14 protein-coding genes and 4 pseudogenes are annotated in these 22,845 nt (G+C 64.1%); 14 read left to right on the top strand and 4 right to left on the bottom strand.

Annotated features, from left to right (window positions below):
• Positions 1–515: 515 nt before the first annotated feature.
• The 9 genes and pseudogenes from BX604_RS40045 to BX604_RS32825 form a co-directional block, all read left to right on the top strand.
• Positions 516–587, top strand: a pseudogene (locus tag BX604_RS40045) (ESPR-type extended signal peptide-containing protein); the annotation flags it as partial.
• 339 nt (positions 588–926) lie between these two features.
• A pseudogene (locus tag BX604_RS40050) lies at positions 927–6,248 on the top strand (beta strand repeat-containing protein); the annotation flags it as partial.
• Positions 6,249–6,257: 9 nt separating this feature from the next.
• A pseudogene (locus tag BX604_RS40080) lies at positions 6,258–6,425 on the top strand (YadA C-terminal domain-containing protein); the annotation flags it as partial.
• A 434-nt stretch (positions 6,426–6,859) separates the two neighbouring features.
• The gene (locus BX604_RS32805; RefSeq protein ID WP_098554931.1) at positions 6,860–7,633 is read left to right on the top strand and encodes an ABC transporter substrate-binding protein; all 774 of its coding nucleotides are present in this window, start codon (positions 6,860–6,862) and stop codon (positions 7,631–7,633) included.
• A gap of 175 nt (positions 7,634–7,808) precedes the next feature.
• Positions 7,809–8,498 (top strand): ABC transporter permease, encoded by a 690-nt coding sequence (locus tag BX604_RS32810; RefSeq protein ID WP_096505656.1) that lies wholly within the window; start codon positions 7,809–7,811, stop codon positions 8,496–8,498.
• Complete coding sequence (locus BX604_RS32815) at positions 8,495–9,208, top strand: ABC transporter permease (protein WP_098554932.1); 714 nt, start codon at positions 8,495–8,497, stop codon at positions 9,206–9,208. Before BX604_RS32810 ends, BX604_RS32815 begins: the two co-directional genes overlap by 4 nt.
• Positions 9,209–9,241: 33 nt before the next feature.
• Positions 9,242–10,009, top strand: a complete 768-nt coding sequence (locus BX604_RS32820; RefSeq protein ID WP_098554933.1) for an ABC transporter ATP-binding protein — start codon at positions 9,242–9,244, stop codon at positions 10,007–10,009.
• A gap of 283 nt (positions 10,010–10,292) precedes the next feature.
• Positions 10,293–10,430 carry an HHHH-motif protein gene (locus BX604_RS39235; RefSeq protein WP_006488624.1) on the top strand — a complete coding sequence of 46 codons (138 nt, stop codon included), beginning with the start codon at positions 10,293–10,295 and terminating at the stop codon, positions 10,428–10,430.
• Between the two features lie 69 nt (positions 10,431–10,499).
• The gene (locus BX604_RS32825) at positions 10,500–10,955 is read left to right on the top strand and encodes a DUF3761 domain-containing protein (RefSeq protein ID WP_098554934.1); all 456 of its coding nucleotides are present in this window, start codon (positions 10,500–10,502) and stop codon (positions 10,953–10,955) included.
• 146 nt (positions 10,956–11,101) lie between these two features.
• On the opposite strand, the gene BX604_RS32830 is transcribed toward BX604_RS32825, so the two are convergent.
• From BX604_RS32830 to BX604_RS32840, 3 genes are all read right to left on the bottom strand, one after another.
• On the bottom strand, positions 11,102–12,070 hold the full coding sequence (locus BX604_RS32830; protein ID WP_098555232.1) for a hypothetical protein: 969 nt from the start codon (positions 12,068–12,070) through the stop codon (positions 11,102–11,104).
• A gap of 105 nt (positions 12,071–12,175) precedes the next feature.
• Positions 12,176–13,819 carry a DUF2334 domain-containing protein gene (locus BX604_RS32835; protein ID WP_098554935.1) on the bottom strand — a complete coding sequence of 548 codons (1,644 nt, stop codon included), beginning with the start codon at positions 13,817–13,819 and terminating at the stop codon, positions 12,176–12,178.
• 12 nt (positions 13,820–13,831) lie between these two features.
• Positions 13,832–14,137, bottom strand: a complete 306-nt coding sequence (locus BX604_RS32840; protein WP_244109030.1) for a hypothetical protein — start codon at positions 14,135–14,137, stop codon at positions 13,832–13,834.
• Positions 14,138–14,980: 843 nt separating this feature from the next.
• On the opposite strand from BX604_RS32840, the gene BX604_RS32845 reads away from it, so the two are divergent.
• Positions 14,981–16,924: a glycosyl transferase family protein gene (locus BX604_RS32845; protein WP_257146495.1), complete on the top strand. Its 1,944-nt coding sequence runs from the start codon at positions 14,981–14,983 to the stop codon at positions 16,922–16,924.
• Positions 16,921–18,615 carry an NfrA family protein gene (locus BX604_RS32850; protein WP_098554937.1) on the top strand — a complete coding sequence of 565 codons (1,695 nt, stop codon included), beginning with the start codon at positions 16,921–16,923 and terminating at the stop codon, positions 18,613–18,615. The genes BX604_RS32845 and BX604_RS32850 overlap by 4 nt, the downstream gene beginning before the upstream one ends.
• 41 nt (positions 18,616–18,656) lie before the next feature.
• Here the strand turns inward: BX604_RS32850 and BX604_RS32855 are convergent, their stop codons facing one another.
• Complete coding sequence (locus BX604_RS32855) at positions 18,657–19,625, bottom strand: hypothetical protein (protein WP_098555237.1); 969 nt, start codon at positions 19,623–19,625, stop codon at positions 18,657–18,659.
• A 183-nt stretch (positions 19,626–19,808) separates the two neighbouring features.
• On the opposite strand from BX604_RS32855, the pseudogene BX604_RS32860 reads away from it, so the two are divergent.
• From BX604_RS32860 to BX604_RS32870, 3 genes and pseudogenes are all read left to right on the top strand, one after another.
• A pseudogene (locus BX604_RS32860) lies at positions 19,809–19,913 on the top strand (motility protein B); the annotation flags it as partial.
• A 148-nt stretch (positions 19,914–20,061) separates the two neighbouring features.
• The gene (locus BX604_RS32865) at positions 20,062–21,924 is read left to right on the top strand and encodes a methyl-accepting chemotaxis protein (protein WP_098554938.1); all 1,863 of its coding nucleotides are present in this window, start codon (positions 20,062–20,064) and stop codon (positions 21,922–21,924) included.
• A gap of 101 nt (positions 21,925–22,025) precedes the next feature.
• Positions 22,026–22,814, top strand: coding sequence for a hypothetical protein (locus BX604_RS32870; RefSeq protein ID WP_098554939.1), 789 nt, complete (start codon positions 22,026–22,028; stop codon positions 22,812–22,814).
• Positions 22,815–22,845 lie beyond the last annotated feature (31 nt).

Genomic DNA, 22,845 nt, shown 5'->3' on the forward strand with positions numbered 1-22,845 from the left:
AATTCGAAAATCAGGCGGCGCTATTGGTGGCGAGCTAAAGCGGCCGGTCGGCACGGTGCCGGCCGCATCGACACGGCTCTCAAGGGGGCAAAGCATTGCCGGGCGGGCCTCGCGCGCCGGTGAAATGCGGGCGCGATCGATTTTCCGGGTGCATTGCCGGCGCATATTTGACGGTTTATGACATATCTTTCGAAGAAGTTCTATATCTCGAAATTGCTCGGAACGATATCTTGATTGTCGATGGATATGCCGAGTTTCAAGTGATTGCTGCGTTTCGGGTAAGCGCATGACTTGTTCAGGATTTATTCGATATTAATCGGCGCTCATCCAAACCGGCTGCCGCAGATTACGTTTCCAGTCTTTTGCGCGAGTCGTCCTGCCAACGTGATCGGCATGCCGATCCCGGATTCCCGTGGGGATTTGCCGAGTGGTCCGGAAATTCGCTTCGTTGGTCGTTAATTGGTCTTCGCCGGGCGCCGGAAACGGGATGCGGCGGCAAATACAGGGATGTTGTCATGAATCGAATCTTTCGAGTGGTATTCGATCGGGTGCGCGAAGCGTGGGTCGTCGTGAGCGAGCATTGCTCGGCCAGGGGCAAGCGGAGCACGTCGGTGCGTGCGGGCGATGCGCGTCGTGTCGGCGCGGCGGGCGAGCATGCCGCCGTGTTCCGGTTGTCGGCGCTCGCCGGCGTCGTCGTGCTGGCGTCGATGCCGACGAGCGCGTTCTCGGCGAACGATGTGGCGTATTTCAACGACGGCACCGACTCGTCGTGTACCTCGGTGACCGATGCGGCCGGAACGTGGCAGGCGAACAATTCCGCATGCCAGATGGCGATCGGCGCCGCGGGCAACCAGGCCAGTTTTGCAGCCGTCGGGTCGAGCCTGCATATGGTGCTGAATGGCAACGGGCTGTTCCTCAACGTGCCGATGGAAGTCTACGGCACCGGCAACCTGATCCACGGCAGCTTGAGCCTGTTCAGCGTCGACGGCGTGACCGCGAATGCCCTCACGGGCGTCGCGAACGGCAAGGTGGCCGCGAACAGTTTCGACGCCGTCAATGGCGGGCAGTTGTTCAGTCTGTCGACGAGCGTCTCGACAGGTTTGAGTACGACGAACGGGACGGTGGCGAGCTTGTCGACGTCGACGGCTGCGGGGTTGGGTTCGTTGTCGACGGGGTTGAGTGCGACGAATGATTCGGTGACGAGCCTGTCGACGTCGACGGCTGCGAGCGTCGGTTCGTTGTCGACGGGCCTGAGCACGACGAACGATTCGGTGACGAGTTTGTCGACGTCGACGACCGCGAGTGTTGGTTCGCTGTCGACAGGTCTGAGCGCGACGAACGATACGGTGACGAGTTTGTCGACGTCGACGGCTACGAGCGTCGGTTCGCTGTCGACGGGTCTGAGCGAGACGAACGACACGGTGACGAGCCTGTCGACGGGCCTGAGCACGACGAACGATACCGTAACGAGTTTGTCGACATCGACGGCTACGAGCGTTGGTTCGCTGTCGACGGGTCTGAGCGAGACGAACGACACGGTGACGAGCCTGTCGACGGGCCTGAGCACGACGAACGATACGGTAACGAGTCTGTCGACGTCGACGGCTACGAGCGTCGGTTCGCTGTCGACAGGCCTGAGTGCGACGAACGATACGGTCACGAGCCTGTCGACATCGACGGCTACGAGCGTCGGTTCGCTGTCGACAGGCCTGAGTGCGACGAATGACACGGTGACGAGCCTGTCGACGTCGACGGCGACAAGCGTTGGTTCGCTGTCGACAGGTCTGAGCACGACGAATGACACGGTCACGAGCCTATCGACCTCGACGGCGACGAGCGTTGGCTCGCTGTCGACAGGCCTGAGCACGACGAACGACACGGTCACGAGTCTGTCGACGTCGACGGCTACGAGCGTCGGTTCGCTGTCGACGGGTCTGAGCGCGACGAACGACACGGTAACGAGCCTGTCGACCTCGACGGCTGAGAGCGTCGGTTCGCTGTCGACGGGTCTGAGCACGACGAATGACACGGTGACGAGCCTGTCGACGTCGACGACCGCGAGTGTTGGTTCGCTGTCGACAGGTCTGAGCGCGACGAACGACACGGTCACGAGTCTGTCGACATCGACGGCTACGAGCGTTGGCTCGCTGTCGACGGGGCTGAGCACGACGAACGACACGGTGACGAGTTTGTCGACGTCGACGACTGCGAGTGTTGGTTCGTTGTCGACAGGTCTGAGCGCGACGAACGACACGGTGACGAGCCTGTCGACCTCGACGGCTGCGAGTGTTGGTTCGTTGTCGACAGGTCTGAGCGCGACGAACGACACGGTGACGAGCCTGTCGACCTCGACGGCTACGAGCGTCGGTTCGTTGTCGACGGGGCTGAGCGCGACGAACGTTACGATGACGAGTTTGTCGACCGTGGTTTCTAACTCCGTCCAGTATGACGATGCGACTCACGCGAAAGTGACGCTGGGTGGTACCGGCGCAGCGGCACCGGTAACGCTGTCCAATGTTGCGGCCGGCGTGGATTCGACCGATGCGGTAAATATGGGGCAGCTTACATCGCTTTCGACCGCGACTTCGACGAGCGTCGGTTCATTGTCGACCGGGCTGAGTACGACCAACGATACGATCACGAGCCTGTCGACGGCGACGGCTGAGAGCGTTGGTTCGCTGTCGACGGGCCTGAGCACGACGAACGACACGGTCACGAGTTTGTCGACGTCGACGGCCACGAGCGTTGGCTCGCTGTCGACGGGCCTGAGCATGACGAACGATACGGTGACGAGTTTGTCGACGTCGACGGCGACGAGCGTTGGCTCGCTGTCGACGGGCTTGAGCACGACGAACGATACGGTGACGAGTTTGTCGACGTCGACGGCCACGAGCGTTGGCTCGCTGTCGACGGGCCTGAGCACGACGAATGACACGGTGACGAGCCTGTCGACGTCGACGGCGACGAGCGTTGGCTCGCTGTCGACGGGCTTGAGCACGACGAACGATACGGTGACGAGTTTGTCGACGTCGACGGCCACGAGCGTCGGTTCGCTGTCGACAGGCCTGAGCGCGACGAATGACACGGTGACGAGCCTGTCGACCTCGACGGCGACGAGCGTTGGCTCGCTGTCGACGGGCCTGAGCATGACGAACGATACGGTGACAAGTTTGTCGACGTCGACTGCCACGAGCGTCGGTTCGCTGTCGACAGGCCTGAGCACGACGAACGATACGGTGACGAGCCTGTCGACCTCGACTGCCACGAGCGTCGGTTCGCTGTCGACAGGCCTGAGCACGACCAATGACACGGTCACGAGTCTGTCGACCTCGACGGCTGAGAGTGTTGGCTCGCTGTCAACCGGCCTGAGCACGACGAACGATACGGTGACGAGCCTGTCGACCTCGACGGCCACGAGCGTCGGTTCGCTGTCAACCGGCCTGAGCACGACGAACGACACGATCACGAGCCTGTCGACCTCGACGTCGACGAGCGTTGGTTCGCTGTCAACCGGCCTGAGCACGACGAACGACACGGTGACGAGTCTGTCGACCTCGACGGCGACGAGCGTCGGTTCGCTGTCAACAGGCCTGAGCACGACGAACGACACGGTGACGAGTTTGTCGACCTCGACGGCGACGAGCGTTGGTTCGTTGTCGACGGGGCTGAGCACGACGAACGATACGGTGACGAGCCTGTCGACCTCGACGTCGACGAGCGTTGGTTCGCTGTCAACCGGCCTGAGCACGACGAACGACACGGTGACGAGCCTGTCGACGTCGACGGCGACGAGCGTCGGCTCGCTGTCGACCGGCCTGAGCACGACGAACGACACGGTGACGAGTCTGTCGACGTCGACGGCGACGAGCGTCGGTTCGCTGTCAACAGGCCTGAGCACGACGAACGACACGGTGACGAGTTTGTCGACCTCGACGGCGACAAGCGTTGGTTCGTTGTCGACGGGGCTGAGCACGACGAACGATACGGTGACGAGCCTGTCGACCTCGACGTCGACGAGCGTTGGTTCGCTGTCAACCGGCCTGAGCACGACGAACGACACGGTGACGAGTCTGTCGACGTCGACGGCGACGAGCGTCGGTTCGCTGTCAACAGGCCTGAGCACGACGAATGACACGGTGACGAGCCTGTCGACGTCGACGGCGACGAGCGTCGGCTCGCTGTCGACCGGCCTGAGCACGACGAACGACACGGTAACGAGTTTGTCGACGTCGACTGCCACGAGCGTTGGTTCGCTGTCGACAGGCCTGAGCACGACGAACGATACGGTGACGAGTTTGTCGACCTCGACGGCTGAGAGCGTTGGTTCGCTGTCGACTGGCCTGAGCACGACGAACGACACGGTGACGAGTTTGTCGACCTCGACGGCCACGAGCGTTGGCTCGCTGTCGACGGGCTTGAGCACGACGAACGACACGGTGACGAGCCTGTCGACCTCGACGGCTGAGAGTGTCGGTTCGCTGTCAACAGGCCTGAGCACGACGAACGATACGGTGACGAGCCTGTCGACGTCGACGGCGACGAGCGTTGGTTCGCTGTCAACAGGCCTGAGCACGACGAACGACACGGTGACGAGTCTGTCGACCTCGACGGCGACAAGCGTTGGTTCGTTGTCGACGGGGCTGAGCGTGACGAACGACACGGTGACGAGCTTGTCGACCTCGACGGCGACGAGCGTCGGTTCGTTGTCGACGGGCTTGAGCACGACCAACGACACGATCACGAGTCTGTCGACCTCGACGGCGACGAGCGTCGGTTCGTTGTCGACGGGCCTGAGCACGACCAACGACACGATCACGAGTCTGTCGACCTCGACGGCGACGAGCGTCGGTTCGTTGTCGACGGGTCTGAGCACGACCAACGACACGATCACGAGTCTGTCGACCTCGACGGCGACGAGCGTCGGTTCGCTGTCAACCGGCCTGAGCACGACCAACGACACGATCACGAGTCTGTCGACCTCGACGGCGACGAGCGTCGGCTCGCTGTCAACCGGTCTGAGCACGACCAACGACACGATCACGAGCCTGTCGACGTCGACGGCGACGAGTGTCGGTTCACTGTCGACGGGCTTGAGCACGACCAACGATACGATCACGAGCCTGTCGACGTCGACGGCCACGAGCGTCGGTTCGCTGTCAACCGGCCTGAGCACGACGAACGACACGATCACGAGCCTGTCCACGTCGACCGCGGCGGGCCTCGGCTCGCTGTCAACCGGCCTCAGCACCGTAACCGGTTCGGTCAGCAGCCTGAGTACCAGCCTGTCCAGTATCCAGGCGGCAGTCGGCAATACCGTGTCGTACGACAGCGCGGCAATGGACAGCGTGACGCTCGGCGGCGTGGGTGCGGCCGCGGCGGTGCGTCTGACGAACGTCGCGGCGGGCGATCTGTCCGCGACCAGCACCGACGCGGTGAACGGCAGTCAGCTGTATGCGCTGCAGAGCCAGTACGACGCGCTCGGCACGCAGGTTTCGGCGATCAACACGACGATCGCCGCGATGCAGACCGTGTCGGGCTCGGCATCGAACGAAAACAGCACGGCGATGGGCGTCGACTCGACGGCGTCGGGGGCAAACAGCACCGCGACGGGCGGCAACGCCACGGCAACGGGCGACAACGGGACCGCGACGGGCGGCAATGCGCAGGCGACGGGCGACAACAGCACGGCAACCGGCGGCAATGCGGTGGCATCGGGCGGCAACAGTACGGCAACGGGTGGCAACGCGCAGGCGTCGGGCGACAACGGCACGGCAACCGGCGGCAATGCGGTGGCATCGGGCAGCAACAGCACGGCGACCGGTGGCAACGCGATCGCCTCCGGCGAGAACGGCACGGCGACCGGCGGCAACGCGATCGCATCGGGCAGCAACAGCACGGCGACGGGCGGCAATGCGATCGCCTCCGGCGAGAACGGCACGGCGATGGGCGCCAACGCGGTGGCGAGCGGAGCGAACAGCACCGCGATCGGCCAGGACGCGACGTCGTCGGGCGCGAACTCGGTCGCCCTGGGCGCCGGCTCCGTCGCCAGCGCACCGAACACGGTGTCGGTCGGCTCGCCCGGCAACGAGCGGACGATCAGCAACGTTGCGCCGGGCGTCAACGGCACCGATGCGGTCAACGTCAACCAGTTGAATCAGGCAATGGGCACCATGCAAGGCCAGATCAACGAGGTCGCGAAGAACGCGTACTCGGGCATCGCCGCGGCGACCGCGCTGGCGATGATTCCGTCCGTCGACCCGGGCAGGACGCTGTCCGTCGGCATCGGCGGCGGATCGTATCGCGGGCAGCAGGCCGTCGCGCTTGGCGGCACCGCGCGGATCACGCAGAACGTGCAGGTTCGCGCCGGAGTCGGCTTGAGCGGCAACGGCACGGCGGTTGGCGTCGGCGCGTCCTATCAGTGGTGATCGCCCGCCCCGCCTGCGGCGGGGCGACCGCAGCAGCAGGCCGATGCCGCAGCTCGGGCTGCTGACGAACCCCGCGTTTTTCGAAACGCGGGGTTTCGTTTTTCCGGAACCGGGCTGGAGACGGTCGCATCGGTCGTCGCGGCCAGGAAGTATAGACAGGCGCGCCGACCGTGCCTCCGGCCGGCCTGCGCAGCGGGAAAGCCGGAATTCAGCGCGACGTAATCTGTAATTAATTGAAATGAATGACTATTCCTGACCCACGGGAATAATCCGCCGACAATTAGAGATAAACACGGATTGCTGGCACGGGCCTGGAAAAGGCAAAGTTGTATGTACAACTTGGGCGCCGCCAAACGGGCGGCTCCGGGTTGGAAGGGTTCACGGCGGCGACGCCCGGCGGGACCCGTGCCCAGTTCGCCTATGACAGGAACGCCATGAAGAAACTCGCGCTCAGTATTGCCCTTGCCTGCATCGCGGTCGGTGCCCACGCCAAGGATTGGTCGACGATCCGGTTCGGCGTCGACGCCAGCTATCCGCCGTTCGAATCGAAGGACGCAAGCGGCAAGGTCGTCGGTTTCGACGTCGATCTCGGCAACGAAATCTGCGCGCGCCTGAAGGCGAAATGCGTGTGGGTCGAGAACGATTTCGACGGGATGATCCCGGCGCTGAAGGCGAAGAAGTTCGACGGCGTGCTGTCGTCGATGTCGATGACGCCGGCGCGCGCCGAGCAGATCGCGTTCTCCGACAAGCTGTTCAACACGCCGACGCGCCTCGTCGCGAAGAAGGGCTCGAATCTCCAGCCGACGGCCGAATCGCTGAAGGGCAAGTCGGTCGGCGTCGAGCAGGGCACGATCCAGGAAACCTACGCGAAGACCTACTGGGCGCCGAAGGGCGTGCAGGTCGTACCGTACCAGAACCAGGACGGCGTGTACCAGGACCTGATGTCCGGCCGCCTCGACGCCGCGCTGCAGGACGCGGTGCAGGCCGACCTCGGCTTCCTGAAGACGCCGCGCGGCGCGAACTTCGACTTCGCCGGCGCGGCCATCGACGATCCGAAGACGCTCGGCAACGGCGCCGGCATCGGGCTGCGCAAGGACGACGCCGACCTGAAGGCGAAGCTCGACCACGCGATCGCCGACATCATCAAGGACGGCACGTACAAGAAGCTCGAGAAGAAGTACTTCGCATTCGACGTCTACGGCGGCTGACCGTCGATGCGGCGCGCATCGGCCGCGGCGCGCGCCGCATCGGTTCCCGGGTGCCACTTGCTGCGCCTGATGCGTCTGGCTTGATGAGCGGACGGCATCAGGTAGTGCGCAGATATCGTTTGATGCGCAGTTAATGGCTATTGACAATCCCGCCACCTCGTTCTGGATCCCTTACATGATCTTCCAAGGATTTGGCCCGCTGCTGTGGGCCGGCACGGTCGAGACCGTGAAGCTCGCGGTGCTGTCGCTGGCCGCGTCGCTGATACTGGGTCTCGCCGGCGCCGCCGCGAAACTGTCGACCAACCGCGTGCTGAAGTCGGTCGGCACGTTCTACACGACGCTGATCCGCGCGGTGCCCGACCTCGTGCTGATGCTGCTGCTGTTCTACGGGATCCAGATCCTGCTGAACAACGTGACCGACATGCTGGGGTGGGACCAGATCGACATCGATCCGTTCGTCGCCGGCGTGATCACGCTCGGCTTCATCTACGGCGCGTATTTCACCGAGACGTTCCGCGGCGCGTTCCTCGCGGTGCCGCGCGGCCAGCTCGAAGCGGGCTTCGCCTACGGGATGAGCGGCTGGCGCGTGTTCCACCGGATCCTGTTCCCGCAGATGATGCGCTTCGCGCTGCCGGGCATCGGCAACAACTGGCAGGTGCTCGTGAAGGCCACCGCACTCGTGTCGATCATCGGCCTTGCCGACGTGGTGAAGGCGTCGCAGGACGCCGGCAAGAGCACGCTCGACTTCTTCTTCTTCACGCTCGCGGCCGGCGCGATCTACCTCGCGATCACGACGGTGTCGAACGTCGTGCTGCACCACCTCGAGAAGCGTTATTCCGTCGGCGTCCGGAGGCTTGCACTGTGATCGAAATCGTCAGCCAGTACTGGCAAAACTATCTGTACACCGACGGCTACCGCTTCAGCGGCCTCGCGATCACGCTGTGGCTGCTGGTCGTGTCGATCGCGCTCGGTTTCGCGCTGGCCGTGCCGCTCGCGATCGCGCGCGCGTCGTCGAACCGCTGGGTCTCCGGCCCGGTGTGGCTCTATACGTACGTGTTCCGCGGCACGCCGCTCTACGTGCAGCTGCTGATGTGCTACACCGGCATCTACAGCCTGCAGGTCGTGCACAACCACGTGCTGCTCGACACGTTCTTCCGCAACGCGATGAACTGCACGCTGCTCGCGTTCGTGCTGAACGAATGCGCGTATGCGACCGAGATTTTCGCGGGGGCGATCAAGTCGACGGCGGCCGGCGAGATCGAAGCAGGGATGGCCTACGGGATGTCGCGCTACAAGCTCTATACGCGCATCATCCTGCCGTCCGCGCTGCGCCGCTCGCTGCCGAGCTACAGCAACGAAGTGATCCTGATGCTGCACGCGACGACGCTCGCGTTCACCGCGACCGTGCCCGACATCCTGAAGGTCACGCGCGACGTCAATTCAGCGACGTACATGTCGTTCCAGGCCTACGGCGTCGCAGCCGTGCTGTACGCCATCGTCGTGTTCACGCTCATCTGGGTATTCCGCAAGCTCGAGACGCGCTGGCTCGCGTACCTCTCGCCGCGTGGCCACTAACGCATTCGCAAGATTCGCAACGAAGGACCAAGCATGTACAAGCTCACCGTTGAAAACCTCCACAAGAAGTTCGGCGACAACGAGGTGTTGAAGGGCGTGTCGATGAAGGCGAAGGCCGGCGACGTGATCAGCATCATCGGCTCGAGCGGCTCCGGCAAGAGCACGTTCCTGCGCTGCATCAACTTCCTCGAGCAGCCGTGCTCGGGGCAGATCACGATCGGCAACGAGCCGATCCAGACCGCGCGCGATCGCAACGGCTCGCTGCGCGTGGCCGACCAGAAGCAGCTGCAGCGGATGCGCACGAAGCTGTCGATGGTGTTCCAGCACTTCAACCTGTGGGCGCACATGACGGTGCTCGAGAACGTCATCGAGGCACCGATGGCCGTGCTCGGCGTCAGCAAGGACGAAGCCATCGCGCGGGCCCGCAAATATCTGGAGAAGGTCGGCCTGCCGACGCGCGTCGAGAGCATGTATCCGTCGCACCTGTCGGGCGGCCAGCAGCAGCGTGTGGCGATCGCGCGGGCGCTCGCGATGGAGCCCGAGGTGATGCTGTTCGACGAGCCGACGTCGGCGCTCGATCCGGAGCTGGTCGGCGAAGTGCTGAAGGTGATGCAGAAGCTCGCCGAGGAAGGCCGCACGATGGTCGTCGTCACGCACGAAATGGGTTTCGCGCGCAACGTGTCGAATCACGTGATCTTCCTGCACCAAGGCAAGATCGAGGAGGAGGGCGATCCTCAGGAGATTCTGGTGAACCCGAAGAGCGAACGGCTCGGGCAATTCCTGTCGGGACGCCTGAAGTAAGCCGGTAGTAATGTGTGCCGCATGGGCGTCGGCCTGACGCTCGCGCGGCACGCGTTTTTTTGAGCCTTCCTTTATTGCATCGTGATGACATTGATCGTCGCGAAGCCTCCCCGCTCCTCCGTCACGAGCACGTCCGCTCGCCCCGCCGCCGAAAGCATCGAAAGACTGTGGGCATTCGATGTCAAACATCGTCAATTCAGCGTAAGCGCGGTACACCGGGATCCGTCGACCGGCGTTAAGGAGGTACCAGCCGATGACCGGCTGACCTACCCGGGAGAGTTCCATGAACCGCATCGCGAAGATTCTGACGGCCACGGCACTGGCTTGCGCCGTTCTCGTTCCGGCACTTGCCGAAGCGCATTCGCACCGTGTGTGCCATTTCGATCACCATCACCACCGCGTGTGCCGCTGGGTGCGGTAATCGCGTAAGCACGACTTTCCTCGGGCGCGCCCGGGACGCTGTCTACATTCAGGCAAATCAGGAGAGGAAATGAAAAAGACGATGTTGATCGCCGTGCTCGCTGCCGGCATGGGGCTGTCGCTCGGTGCGTTCGCCCAGGTTCCGGCCAGCGCGCCGGCCGGTACGACCGGCCTGTGCAAGGACGGCTCGTTCTACTCGGGCGCGTCGAAGAAGGGCGCATGCGCGGGTCACAAGGGTGTGAAGACGTGGTACGGCGCGTCGGCAGCCGCCGCCGCCAGCGCACCGGCCGCGGCCGCGCCTGCCACGGCGGCTTCGACGTCCGCCGCGGCACCCGCGAAGGCCGCGCCGGCGACGACCGCAGCCGCCGGCGGCGGTGCGGGCAAGGTGTGGGTCAACGACAGCACCAAGGTCTATCACTGCTCGACCGACAAGTACTACGGCAAGACGAAGCACGGCAGCTACATGTCGGAAGCGGATGCGAAGGCGAAGGGCTTCCATCCGTCGCACGGCAAGGCCTGTTCGTAAGCCGGCCGCGCGCGTCCTGCTCGCGCATTGCCCGCCGGCTGTCCGTCGGGCATCATGCCCCGCCAATTGAGCGGGGCGTTTTTTTGTCTGCTGCCGATCGGCCCGACGCACACCGTCCGCATTGCCGCCCGCGCGCGGCAGGATCGTCAGGGCGTCGTCGCGGCGGGCGCGGAGGCGGGCGGTCGGGGCGTTCCGGTGACGAGTGCGCGGGTGAGATCGTCCGACACGTAGTGCGGACCATCGAACAGATAGACCTGATAGCCCCGGTAAGTCGCCAGCTGCTTGCCGAGTTCTTCGGCGGTGGCCGGACGGAATCCGCCGTGCTCGGCGGGCCGGAAGGCTTCCGCGATCATCCGCACGCGTCGTTTCCCCAGCCGCGAGGCGAGTTCATCCGCGTAAGTGCGCGCGACATAGGGTTCGCGCGCATAGACGCCGCAGCCGTCCTGGAAGAACACGCCGACGTCCGGGGGAAGCCAGGCGGCGAGCCAGTCGGCCAGCGCTTTCCCGCCGATATTGGTCTGGTCGTACACGCTCACCCACAGCGGTCGCGGCAGTCGCTGCAGGATCTCGACGAGCTTGGGCGCGTCCTGCCAGGTGGGATCGATTTCGACCGGGAAGTAGTAGCCGGTGACATGCAGCGGCACGTGCACGCGCGCCACCTGTGCGGACTGGTCCGCCAGCGCCGACAGATGGGTCCGCGCACGCTTTTCGTCCTGGTAGCCGGCCAGGCCCAGAATGACGTTTTCGGCCCACGGCTCGCGGCCGATGCGTGCCCAGTCAGGCAGGTGCGCGGCGGAGCGGATGCCGGTGCCGGGCAGGTACGCGGTATCGTCGACGACGCTCCACTGGATCAGCAGATCGTGTACGCCGAGCATCTGCCAGTTCCCGACCGGATTCGTGGTCGCGTTGTCCAGCTGCCAGACGATGCCGTCGGCCTGCACGTCGTGCGGTGTCCAGCTACACGCGACCATGACGAGCGATGCGCCGATGGCCGCGAGCGTCGCCGAACGCGAGGCGTGCGGCGCGGGCGAGCCTCTGCGCGCCCGCCTTGCGTGCCGGAACCGGACCATACGCTGTCGAATGCCGCGCAAGGTCCGGATGGCATACGTGATCATCGCTGCCTCCCCGGAAGCATTTTCGCGCGTCATCGTAGCCGACCCCATGCAAACGTGCGACCCGCATCACCGATGCGGGTCGCACGAGGCTTTCGCCGGCGCGCGTCACTTGGCCGTCGTGCCGTCCACCCACGTGTAGCCGAGGTTCGTTATGCCCGTCACGAGACTCTGGAAGTCAGCGAACGCGGGCAAGCCGAGATCGGGTTCGAGCCAGTACGGATGGAAGAAGAACGACGCGAAGCCGTCCCGCACCGCCAGGCCGTACTGCGCGTTGGTGACGAGTTGCTGCCACGTGTACGTGATGCACGAGAACGGGTCGATATTGCAGATGTTGTACTGGATGCTGCCCAGGTTCTCCGGAATGATCCGCTCGCCGTAGTAATCGGAGTTGATGATGTACGGGAAGAACTGCCCGGCCGAAAAGTCCTGGTTGGCCGCCCCCGTGCCGAGTTGCGGATTGGTCGACGTGTAGTAGACGGCCCGCTGGAACGTGGTCGGGAACGTCAGCGCCGTGGCCGCCGCCGCGTTCGGCGACATCTGGTACTGCGGCGCGGCCCAGCCGACGACCTTGTAGCCGTTGGTCGTGAACTCGAGGAGGCCATCGGCCATTCTGCCTTCAGCCCATTGCACGGAGTCCTCATCGACCGGACGATTCTGCACCGCGAACCAGAACTCGTAGTCGCTGCCGCTGACCGCGTTCTGCAGGTTCGGTGTCGAGTCGTACTGGTGCGTATAGCCGTGCATGATGATCGAGCCGCCGCGCGCGATCGCATAGTTCAACGCACTCTTGAGGCCCGTCGCCTGCGCGAGGTGGATCGTCTCCGGGACGCCGCCGTTGTAGTACCCGTTCGGATCGGTATACAGCGGGATGGTCGCCATCGTGAACTTGATCTTCTTCGAGTACAGGTAATCCGTCAGCTGTTTCATCGACGTCGTCGTCGTGTACGCGTCGAGATCCTCGAGACGGACGAGCGCGCGATGATTCACCGGTGCATTGGTCTGCAGGATGTCGTGCAGGATGTCGCAGATCACCAGGTAGCGATCCGTCGGGCCGATGTACGAGAACGGCATGTCCGCGAAGTACCAGAAGTTGCCGGAGCGAATGATGTACGGCGTGGTGGCGCCGCTCTGGCTGTTCTTGATGGTGACAAGCGCCTGGGCCTTCGCGGTGTTGAGCACCTGGGTCAGGCCGACATCCGGGTCCGCGCTGATGACGCCCGTCGACGCGTTATACGCGTAGTACTTGACCATCGACAGGTTCTTGTACGTGACCGTGTCGTAGAAGCCGGGGTTCGGATTGCTCGCCGAAGGCGTCGCGTTCATTCCGGCCAGGCCCAGGAAGCTGAACCCGTAGGTCTGGTTGAACGTGTAGGCCGTGTTCCAGGCGAGCTGCCACAGGTTGTACTTGAACCAGACGACGGTTTTCGTGGTGGTCATCACGTCGCTCATGAACGCCGCGGGAATCGGGTTGTTGTAGTAGTCGCCGATGTAGAACGTGGCATCGTGGCTGCCGATCATGCCGGCCGTGTAGTTCTGTATCGGCACCATGTCGACCGTCGTATTGAAGTGGCCGAGCAGGTTCCTCAACATGATGCTGTACATCAGGCCGAGCTTCGAATACGGGTCGTTGGGCGGGTTGTCGTACAGCACGAGCGTATGGGCGGTGGTGGCCTGCGCGTGCGCCGTGCCCGGCAAGGTCATTTGCGCGAGTCCGGCAAGCAGGGCGATGACGATCAAGATCTTTTTCATGGCCGTTTCTCCCTAGTCGCGTTCAACGTTGCCGTTGTTTTTCTTGACGAGCTTCCTGTTGAACTTGGGGCGCCCCGTCTCCTTGTATGCCTTGTCCCAATCCTCTTCGGACATGCCGGCCTTGATGTTGACCTGAGCCGAGCCGATCGGCAGTGGCGGCGGCTTGATCTTGCCGGGCGACGACTTGTTCGTCTGCTGTGCGCTCGCCTCCTGAGTCGCACCGATGACGACGAGCGCAGGGACCAGTGCGACGAGTAGCCCGACGGTACTCAACCCGTTTCGAAAAGAATGATTGCGACGCGAGGGCATGATTTTCATCCTTTGATATGCAAATTAAATTCATCGCGGGAACGAAAGCGAGCACGGCCGGATGCCATTCTGAATCGGGATGCCGCGTCGTGTTTTTTCGCCTGATACCGGATAAAAATCCTGAACCGGATGGTTGTGTTTTCAAGCTAAAAACGTACCATCCGTCGCAAATGGATGCTGGGCCACGGCACCTGAATTGGCGCGTCACGGCCGTTCGAAATTGCTTCGATAAACGTTTCATGCATGCAACGCAGCGGTTTTTGCGCGTTCGGTCGGCCAAACCGTTGTAGCGTGTTCGGACGATTCAGGGAAAACCAGTTGCGCGTCGTGCTCGATAAGCGGCGACTCGGCAATTCATCGCGGGTGCGGGCACGCGCAACGACGACCGACACGCCCGATTGTCGGGTTCAACACGCGTTTTTCGGTATGCGCCGGTCGCCAGCGCCTGTCGATTGCGCGACAGACGCGTTGAAATCCCCGTTTTTCGCGGTTGTCCGGCGCGCGTTTCAGCACTGAAACGTTTGGTCCGGATTCGTCGCGACGATCCCGTTTCGTACACATCGGTGCCCTGAATATCAAGGGCGGCGCGGGCGATGGCGCACGACTTGCTTTACGAGCAGTGCAGCGCGAAGCCGTTGCACGACCCGCCGCTGGCCCGGCGGCGGCGGTATGCGTCGACGAACGCAGCGTGCATCGCGACGCGTGACGCGGGCCGGTGCGCGAGCGCGCGGCGTCGAGCGTCATGGCGCAAGCCGCGCGCGGGTGGGACGGGGACGACGAGGACGGAGCGCGTTTCGTCTGCGTTGGTACGAGGGGGAAGCAATACCAACAAGCGCAAATATCGGAACAATGATGAGCCATATAATATGGAGTACGTATATAAATGCGCTGATCGCCGCCGCCATCCTGACGGCGGTCGTCATCCTGGTCAGCACGCTCGATGATCTCGTGCTGGACGCCTGTTACTGGTCGTTCGAGATCGGGCGCCTTCTGCGTCGCGAGCAATCGCAGACCATCGACATCGGTGCGCTGCGTGCGCTGGAAGAGCGCCACCTGGCGCTCATGGTGCCGGCCTGGAAAGAGTATGACGTGATCGCCAAGATGATCGAAAACACCCTGGCGACCATCGAGTACGAGCGCTATGTGATCTTCGTCGGGACCTATCACAACGACGCCGAAACCACCGCGGAAGTCGAACGGATGGTGCGCCGGTATCCGGGGCGGGTGACGCGCGCGACCGTCATGAACGACGGGCCGACCTGCAAGGCCGATTGCCTGAACTGGATCGTCGAGGCGATCCTGCGCTACGAAGAGATCCACCATATTCAGTTCGCAGGCGTCGTCATGCACGACTGCGAAGACGTCATTCATCCGGTCGAACTCAAGTACCTGAATTACGCGGTAGCGGACAGCGACCTGGTCCAGTTGCCCGTCCTGTCGTTGCCGCGGAAATGGAACGAGTTCGTTGCCGGCTGCTATCTCGACGATTTCAGCGAAACGCATCAGAAGGATGTGCCGGTGCGCGCGCGTCTGACCGGTGTCGTCCCGGGAGCGGGCGTTGCATCGTGCTACAGCCGGCGTTCGATCGAAGCGGCGATGAAGGCGCGCGGCGGCTGCGCTTTCAACACCGCGTCGCTGACCGAGGACTACGACTTCAGCTTCCGGTTGAGAGACCTCGGCATGAAGGAGACGTTTGCGCGCTTTCCTCTGTCGGATCGCACGCACGATACCGCCGCGCGGCGCGCGCCGGGCGGCGGCGTCAATCAGAACCTGCTGGCCACGCGCGAGTATTTTCCGAAAACCTTCCGGACCGCCTATCGGCAGCGCGCACGCTGGATCCTCGGCATCGCGTTCCAGGGCTGGGAGCAACTCGGCTGGAAGGGCGATCTCCTCACCCGCTACATGTTCTTCCACGATCGCAAGGGCGTCGTGACCTCGCTGTTTTCGGTGGTTGCCTACGGCGTGCTGCTCAACTTCCTGCTGGTCGCCGCATTGCAAAGAGCCGGCCAGGCCGGACCCGTCGGCGGGCCGCTTGTCATGGTTGACGCATGGCTCGCGCCGCTGCTGTGGGTGAACACGATCATGCTGTTTGCGCGCGCCGGGCAGCGCTATTACTTCGTCAGCAGGTTGAACGGCCGCTTGCAGGGGCTGCTGTCGATTCCGCGCATGTTCGTCAACAACCTGATCAACTTCTGTGCGGTGTGTCGCGCGTGGCGCATTTATCTGAACCATCTTGCGAGCGGCAAACCGATCGCGTGGGACAAGACCAGCCATATCTACCTGTCGAACGCAGCGCTCGGGAAGGCACGCCTGAAGATCGGCGAGATTCTGGTCGGCTGGGGCGTGGTCACGCTGGAGCAGTTGCAGGCCAGCCTCGACAAGCAACTGACGTGCGGCAGGCGGCTGGGCGAACTATTGCTCGAAGACTACGCGCTGTCGACCGAATCGCTGGCCGACGCGATCGCCGAACAGGCCGAACTGCCCCGCGTGAGCCTGGGCAACGTCGCGGTGGGCCATTTCGCGGATTCGCTCGCGTTCGAGGTGCAGTACACGTACCACGCCGTCCCGTTTTCGACCGCGGACGACGGCACCCTGAACGTCGCCGTCGGGCGTCCGCTCACGTCGGACGAACAGGACGTCGTGCGGCGCGGCGCCCGATCGAACGTCGCGTATTTCATCGCGTGCGATGCGGAGATTGCGGCCGAACTGGCCCGGCACTCGCGCTTTGTCGAACTCGCGCGGGCACGCGACGGCGACGCCGCGACGCCGCAGAAGCCGTTGGGAGAACAAGCATGAAGCGCGCGACACGCCCGATCGCGGCGAGCCTCAAGCGCTGCGCACGGTTGAGCGCATTGGCGATCGCCATGTCGCTCGCCTGGCAGGCGCCGGCATCCGCGGCCCGCCCACTGACCCCCAAAGCCTATCGGCTCGCCGATGGCGCATACAAGGCCATCAATGCCGGCGACCTGCCGCGCGCGGAAGACTACGCGTCGCGCGCGCTGCGGATTCAACCCGGAAGCGAACAACTCGGGCTGCTGCTCGTCGACGTGTACCGGCGGGAAGGCAAGGTCGACGAAGCCGATGCGATGGTGGAATCGCTGAACACCCGGTTTCCGAAAAGCGCGCCGGTGCTCGCGCAACACGGCTACATGGCGCAGCGGCAGATGCGCTACGACGTCGCGTGCAGCGATTTCTCGGCGGCCGTCGCGACCGGAAAGTGGAGCAGCGAGCAGCAGCGCAACCTGCGCCTCGCGTGGGCGGACAGTGCGCTCGCGGCGAAGCATCCGCACGAGGCCGGTGTGGCGCTGGCGCCGCTGGCCGACGAAAAATCGGCCGCGATCCAGGTGCGCATCGCGCAGATGAGCCTGCAGGCGGGCGACAACGACAGTGCGATCCGCGTGGCCGAGCTGGCGGCGGGCGATGCCACGACCGACGGCGAGCGGAACATGGCCGCGTCGATCGTCGCGCAGGCGCGGCAGGCCGATCAGCCGGCGCCGGTGCCGGTGGACGATACCGCGACACGGAAACTGCAGCAGGCCTACGACCTCCTTCGCGAGCACAAGGATCGCGAGGCGCTCGACTCATTTCAGGAGGGCTTCGCCGGCGGCGCCGGCAACGCGATGAACTACGCGGACGCCGGCTATGCGGCCAAGCGGATCGGCTTGAACGACGAATCCATCCAGTTCTTCGAGCACAGTCTCGACGCCGATGAAAACGAGCATGCATTCGATGCGCAGCGCAAGTTCGGCTATCGGCGGGAAGTCGAGCAACTGGAGCGCACCTGGGGGTTCGTGCTGAGCGCGCCGTACCAGTCGGCCGCGTTCGGCCCGCAAGGCACCATCAGCGTTCTCCAGCCCGGTATCGAGGTGTACTGGCAGCCGCCGAAGATCGGCTATCAGAACGGTCGCATCCTGCAGTTCTTCGTGCGCGGATACGGCACGGCCTACGACGGCACGGGCAACGTGACGGGCATGCCGACCGTGCAGGGATCGGTGGGCGCGCGCTACAAGCCGCTGGCCGACCAGAACGTGGTGTTGACCGCCGAGCGGCTGTTCCACATCGGCAGCCTGTCGACGACGGACTGGCTGATGCGGCTGGGCTATTCGTCGGAAGGCGGCACCGACCTGAGGGTGACCGAACCGAGCTGGCGCAGCTGGCAGGCGTATGTCGAAGGCGCGTATTTCATCAAGGCAGGCCGCTACATCATTTATTCGGAGCTGCGTTACGGGCACACGTGGCGCTTGCCGATGATCAGCGATCGGCTGACCGTCTATCCGCACGTCGCGGTGGCGGGCGATCACGACAATCGTCAGCCGGACGAAACGGCGATCGGTGCGGGGCCCGGCATTCAGCTGAGGTACTGGTTTCGCGAAGGCAGGTACAGCGCGCCGGCAAGCTATCTCGACGTGACGGTGCAATACCGGTTTCCATTGACGTCAGCGGCCCGCGCACGGGGTCTCGTGGTGCGCGCGACATTGTGGTTCTGAGCGGCTGCGCTGACGATGGGGTTACCGATGGATGGGGGCGATCAGTTCGGCGACTTGAGCGTGATGATCGTTTGACGCAGCAACTGGAAGTAGGCGCTCGTGGAATACGGGAGCATCTGTTCGACGTAGTTCCACCAGAAGAATCCGCCGATGAAACGCGGATCGGTCATGCTGTCGACCATCGGGTAATAGGTTTTGATCAGGTTCTGCTGCACCGATGCGGGCGCCGAGGTTTCGGACGTGCCGATCTCGCCGAAGCCGACCTTCGCGTTCGGGAAGAGGCTTTCCAGCGCCGAGAAATCGTTGTTCCACGACGGATTCAGCCCCGGGCAATCCTGATACGGGTAGTAGCTGAACAGCGCATAGTCGGTCTGCTGGCGAACCGTCGCCGGCAGGAAGGCCGTCGGCCAGGTCTTCCAGTAGTCCTGCGGTTTCTCCCAGCAGTTGTTGCCCTTGCTGTCGTCGTTGTAGTACAGCGTGATCGCGGTCTTGCCGCCGTTCGATTTCACGATCGTGTTGGCCGCGGCGACCATCTGGCCGATTTGCTGCTCTTCCGAATTGACCGTGGTGTTGCTGCCGTCCGGATCGTTGCGTAGCCATTCGCCGTTGATTTCGTTGGCGATCTCCCACACGTCGACCGTGTTCTTCAGCTGCGACACCAGTTCCTGCGTGCGTGCCTTGTAGGTCGCGAGATTCGTCGGGAAATAGTAGGAATCGTAGACTTCGCCCATCACGTACGCGACGGCGTGCAGGCGCAGCAGCGGTGCGTAGTAGTCGGCGGCCGACGTGCCCGGATCGAACACGACACGCACCGTCGGCCGGTACGGCAGGTTCTGCAGCGACGCGATGATCGCATCGAGTTTCGTCAGATCGTCGAGCGTGACGCCGTAGACCGGATTCTTCAGCGGTTCGACCTGGGCCTCGGCGAACCGGGAGACCGGCATCAGGCCGGCATAGGCAACACAGGCGGCGATGGCCGTGCGCGAGATAGATTTCGTCAGTTTAATCAAAACGTTCTTCCACTCCAAAACAAAAGGAAGCGGGATTTTAGGCGAAAATAAAAGTAAATTATCCGACGATATGCGCGTAATGGGGGCGGATGGTGCGGTGTGGGTGCGCTCTGGGGAGGCCGTCGCAAGATAAGCGAAGCATTGCGAAACGAATCCGGGCGGCGAATCGCGTCACGCGCACACACGGCGATCGGCCGCGCGGATACGCAGCCGCTCGTCGCGGGCGACGATGCCGCCGCGCGCGCCCGGAACCGGCGCGTGACGATCTTCGTCGCGTACCGAGCCTGATGCGCCGGCGCCGCTCTCCGGCCAGCGCCGTCCATCAGCGATATATCGGATCCGGTATGACGAACATCTGAAATCAGCGATGCGGTTCCCGCGCTCGCGTGCCGATAACCCAAACTGGCTCAGACCGAGCGGTTATCGAGGGGACTCCATGCATTTCTGGCGCAAGCTTTCCATTCAGAACAAGCTGATTCTCAGCATGACGAGTTGCCTGCTCGTGTTCGTCGCAATTTCGAGCGGGTTGAGCGTCCGTCTGATCGGTGATGCGGTGCGCGATCGCGTCGTGCGCGAAGAACTGCCGACCGCCGTGAACGGCATTCGCGCCGACGTGCAGCGGCAGATGGCCGGCCCGATCGCGGCGTCGCGCATTCTCGCGCGCGATGCGTTCCTGCTGCAGTGGGAAGCCGATGGCGAACCTGACGCGGGCACGCGCAACTGGATCCAGCTCGCGAAGAACGTGAAGGACGAGCAGAAGGCGGCGTCGGTGCAGTGGGTGTCGGTGAAGAGCGGCAACTACTACAACGAAGCCGGCCTGCAGCGCAAGGTTACCGACAGCGACCAGTGGTTGACCACCTTCCTCGCGTCGAACAAGCCGTTCGACGTGAACATGGATCGCGAGGTCACCGTCGGCGGCTACATGATGTTCATCAACAGCCGCGTCGAGCTCGACGGCGTGCCGGTCGGCGCGGCCTGCATGAGCCTGTCCGTCGATGCGCTCGCGAAGGGGATCGCCGCGTACCGGATCGGCGAGACCGGATTCGCGTATCTCGTGCGGCCCGACGGCGCGATCATGATGCATCACGATACGTCGCTGATCGACGGCAAGCATTTCCTGAAGGACGAGCCGGGCCTGCCCGGCGATGCATCGTCGACGCTGCTCGCCGGCAAGCCGTATGCGTACCTGAGCTACGACGGCGACGGCGGCGCGCGTTTCATCGCGACGTCGTTCGTCCCGGAGCTGAACGCGTACGTGGTCGTCGAGGTGCCGCAGGCGGAACTGCTCGGCCCGGTGACGCGCGCGATTCGCAGCGCGGCGCTGGTCGCGGCGGTGGTGGGCCTCGCGGTGGCGCTGATCGTGATCTGGCTGGTCGGCCGCGCGATCGCCGCGCCGATCCGGCGTGCGGCGACGCTGCTGTCGGAGATCGCGAGCGGCCAGGGCGACCTGACGCGCCGGATGACGGTCGAGAGCGAGGACGAGATCGGGCAGCTGTCGGATGCGTTCAACCGCTTCGTGTCGTCGTTGTCGACGCTCGTTCACCGGATTCGTGCGGCTTCCGCGTCGATCGCGACGGGCTCGGCGCAGATCGCGTCGGGCAATGCGGATCTCAGCGAACGCACCGAAGGGCAATCGGGCAACCTGGAGCGCACGGCGTCGTCGATGGAGGAGATCACGGCCGTGGTGCGCAACAACACCGAAACGGCGACGACGGCCGCGAAGCTGATCACCGGCGCATCCGATACGGCGGCGCGCGGCGGGCAGGTCGTCGGCGAAGTCGTGACCACGATGGAGCGGATCAGCGACGCGTCGCAGCGGATCTCCGAGATCATCGTGATGATCGACAGCATCTCGTTCCAGACCAACATTCTCGCGTTGAATGCGGCGGTCGAGGCGGCGCGCGCCGGCGAGCAGGGGCGCGGGTTTGCCGTTGTCGCATCCGAAGTGCGCAATCTCGCGCAGCGCAGCGCGCAGGCGGCGAAGGAAATCAAGGTGCTGATCGAGCACAGCGCGGGAACCGTGAACACCGGATCGCGGCTCGTTACCGAGGCGGGCCGGGTGATGAGCGATGTCGTGTCGCAGGTGCAGGGCGTCAGCGCGATGATGAGCGAGATCGCCGAAGCGAGCCTCGAGCAGAGCGCCGGCATCGACCAGATCGGCGACGCGGTGCAGTTGCTCGACCAGATGACGCAGCAGAATGCGGCGCTGGTCGAGGAGAGCGCGGCGGCCGCGGAAAGCCTGAAGCAGCAGGCGGCGGAACTGACGCGACTCGTGTCGGCGTTCAAGGTGGACGAGTGACTGGCGCGCGACGTTAGAATGACGCGTTTCTGAGCGACGGCTGCCGTGGGTTCACGGCAGCCGTTTTAGCTATCGGCGCGGGATTCGGTAACGTCATAAAAATGAAGCGCATTTCACGATTGAAGGTTGGGGTGGGGGTAGTGGTGGTGGTGGCGGTGCTCGCCGGGGTCGGGGTGAAGGTGATCGCATCGCCGGCCGATTCGTATCTCGCCTACCGGAAGAAGGTCGCGGCGGTCGTGGCGGCGGCCCGCACGGAAGATCAGGCGGGTCTCGACAAGCAGTACACGGCTGACGTGAATGCCCGGCTCGCCAAGCTGATCGGCCCGGTCCGGGCGCGAGGGTTTGCCGCGACGCCCGAGGGCACGGTGCAAAGCGTCGGCCCCGTCGACGGGATGCAGCCGGGGCCGGACGGGTTGGCCTTCAAGTCGGAAGACGGCAAGTCGAATCTCGTCGCGACGACAGTTCCGCTGTTGAAGGCCTGGGCGGCTACCGCCGACGCGGGCATCAAGCCGGCCGACGACGTCGCCACGATATTCGACAACGAAGCGCTTTACACGGCGGTATTCGGCGACGACGCCGCCGCGTTTCGCTTCGCCGAGTTGCCCGTCAAGCGGCAGCCGGCCGACGGCGTGGTGAAGGCGTTGCTGCTCGGCGAAAGCCAGGACGGCGTGCCGGACGGGCCGAACACGCTCGCCGTGTCGGTCCGCGAGGGGCAACGCGTGTATTTCATGTGGAAGACCGTGACGCTTCGCCCGATCGCGGCGTGCAGTGCGGCGCGTGTGCCCGAGGAGGCGCGGCAGGCGTGTTTCGCCAAACAGGTGGTGTCGCAACGGATGTATCAACGGCTGCTCGCGCAGGCGCAAGCGATGGCCGATGCGGTGGCGCGATAGCCGGCATCGGACGAATGACGGGCGGCGGCAT

Origin of the sequence: Burkholderia sp. JKS000303, from assembly GCF_002563755.1 — a bacterium.
Taxonomy (GTDB): domain Bacteria; phylum Pseudomonadota; class Gammaproteobacteria; order Burkholderiales; family Burkholderiaceae; genus Burkholderia; species Burkholderia anthina_B.

Coding starts and splice junctions, on each gene's coding strand:
- BX604_RS32820 (WP_098554933.1), top strand. CDS start 9,242: ATGTACAAGCTCACCGTTGAAAACCTCCACAAGAAGTTCGGCGACAAC.
- BX604_RS32810 (WP_096505656.1), top strand. CDS start 7,809: ATGATCTTCCAAGGATTTGGCCCGCTGCTGTGGGCCGGCACGGTCGAG.
- BX604_RS32825 (WP_098554934.1), top strand. CDS start 10,500: ATGAAAAAGACGATGTTGATCGCCGTGCTCGCTGCCGGCATGGGGCTG.
- BX604_RS32845 (WP_257146495.1), top strand. CDS start 14,981: ATGAGCCATATAATATGGAGTACGTATATAAATGCGCTGATCGCCGCC.
- BX604_RS32850 (WP_098554937.1), top strand. CDS start 16,921: ATGAAGCGCGCGACACGCCCGATCGCGGCGAGCCTCAAGCGCTGCGCA.
- BX604_RS32840 (WP_244109030.1), bottom strand. CDS start 14,137: ATGAAAATCATGCCCTCGCGTCGCAATCATTCTTTTCGAAACGGGTTG.
- BX604_RS39235 (WP_006488624.1), top strand. CDS start 10,293: ATGAACCGCATCGCGAAGATTCTGACGGCCACGGCACTGGCTTGCGCC.
- BX604_RS32865 (WP_098554938.1), top strand. CDS start 20,062: ATGCATTTCTGGCGCAAGCTTTCCATTCAGAACAAGCTGATTCTCAGC.
- BX604_RS32805 (WP_098554931.1), top strand. CDS start 6,860: ATGAAGAAACTCGCGCTCAGTATTGCCCTTGCCTGCATCGCGGTCGGT.
- BX604_RS32830 (WP_098555232.1), bottom strand. CDS start 12,070: ATGATCACGTATGCCATCCGGACCTTGCGCGGCATTCGACAGCGTATG.
- BX604_RS32835 (WP_098554935.1), bottom strand. CDS start 13,819: ATGAAAAAGATCTTGATCGTCATCGCCCTGCTTGCCGGACTCGCGCAA.
- BX604_RS32870 (WP_098554939.1), top strand. CDS start 22,026: ATGAAGCGCATTTCACGATTGAAGGTTGGGGTGGGGGTAGTGGTGGTG.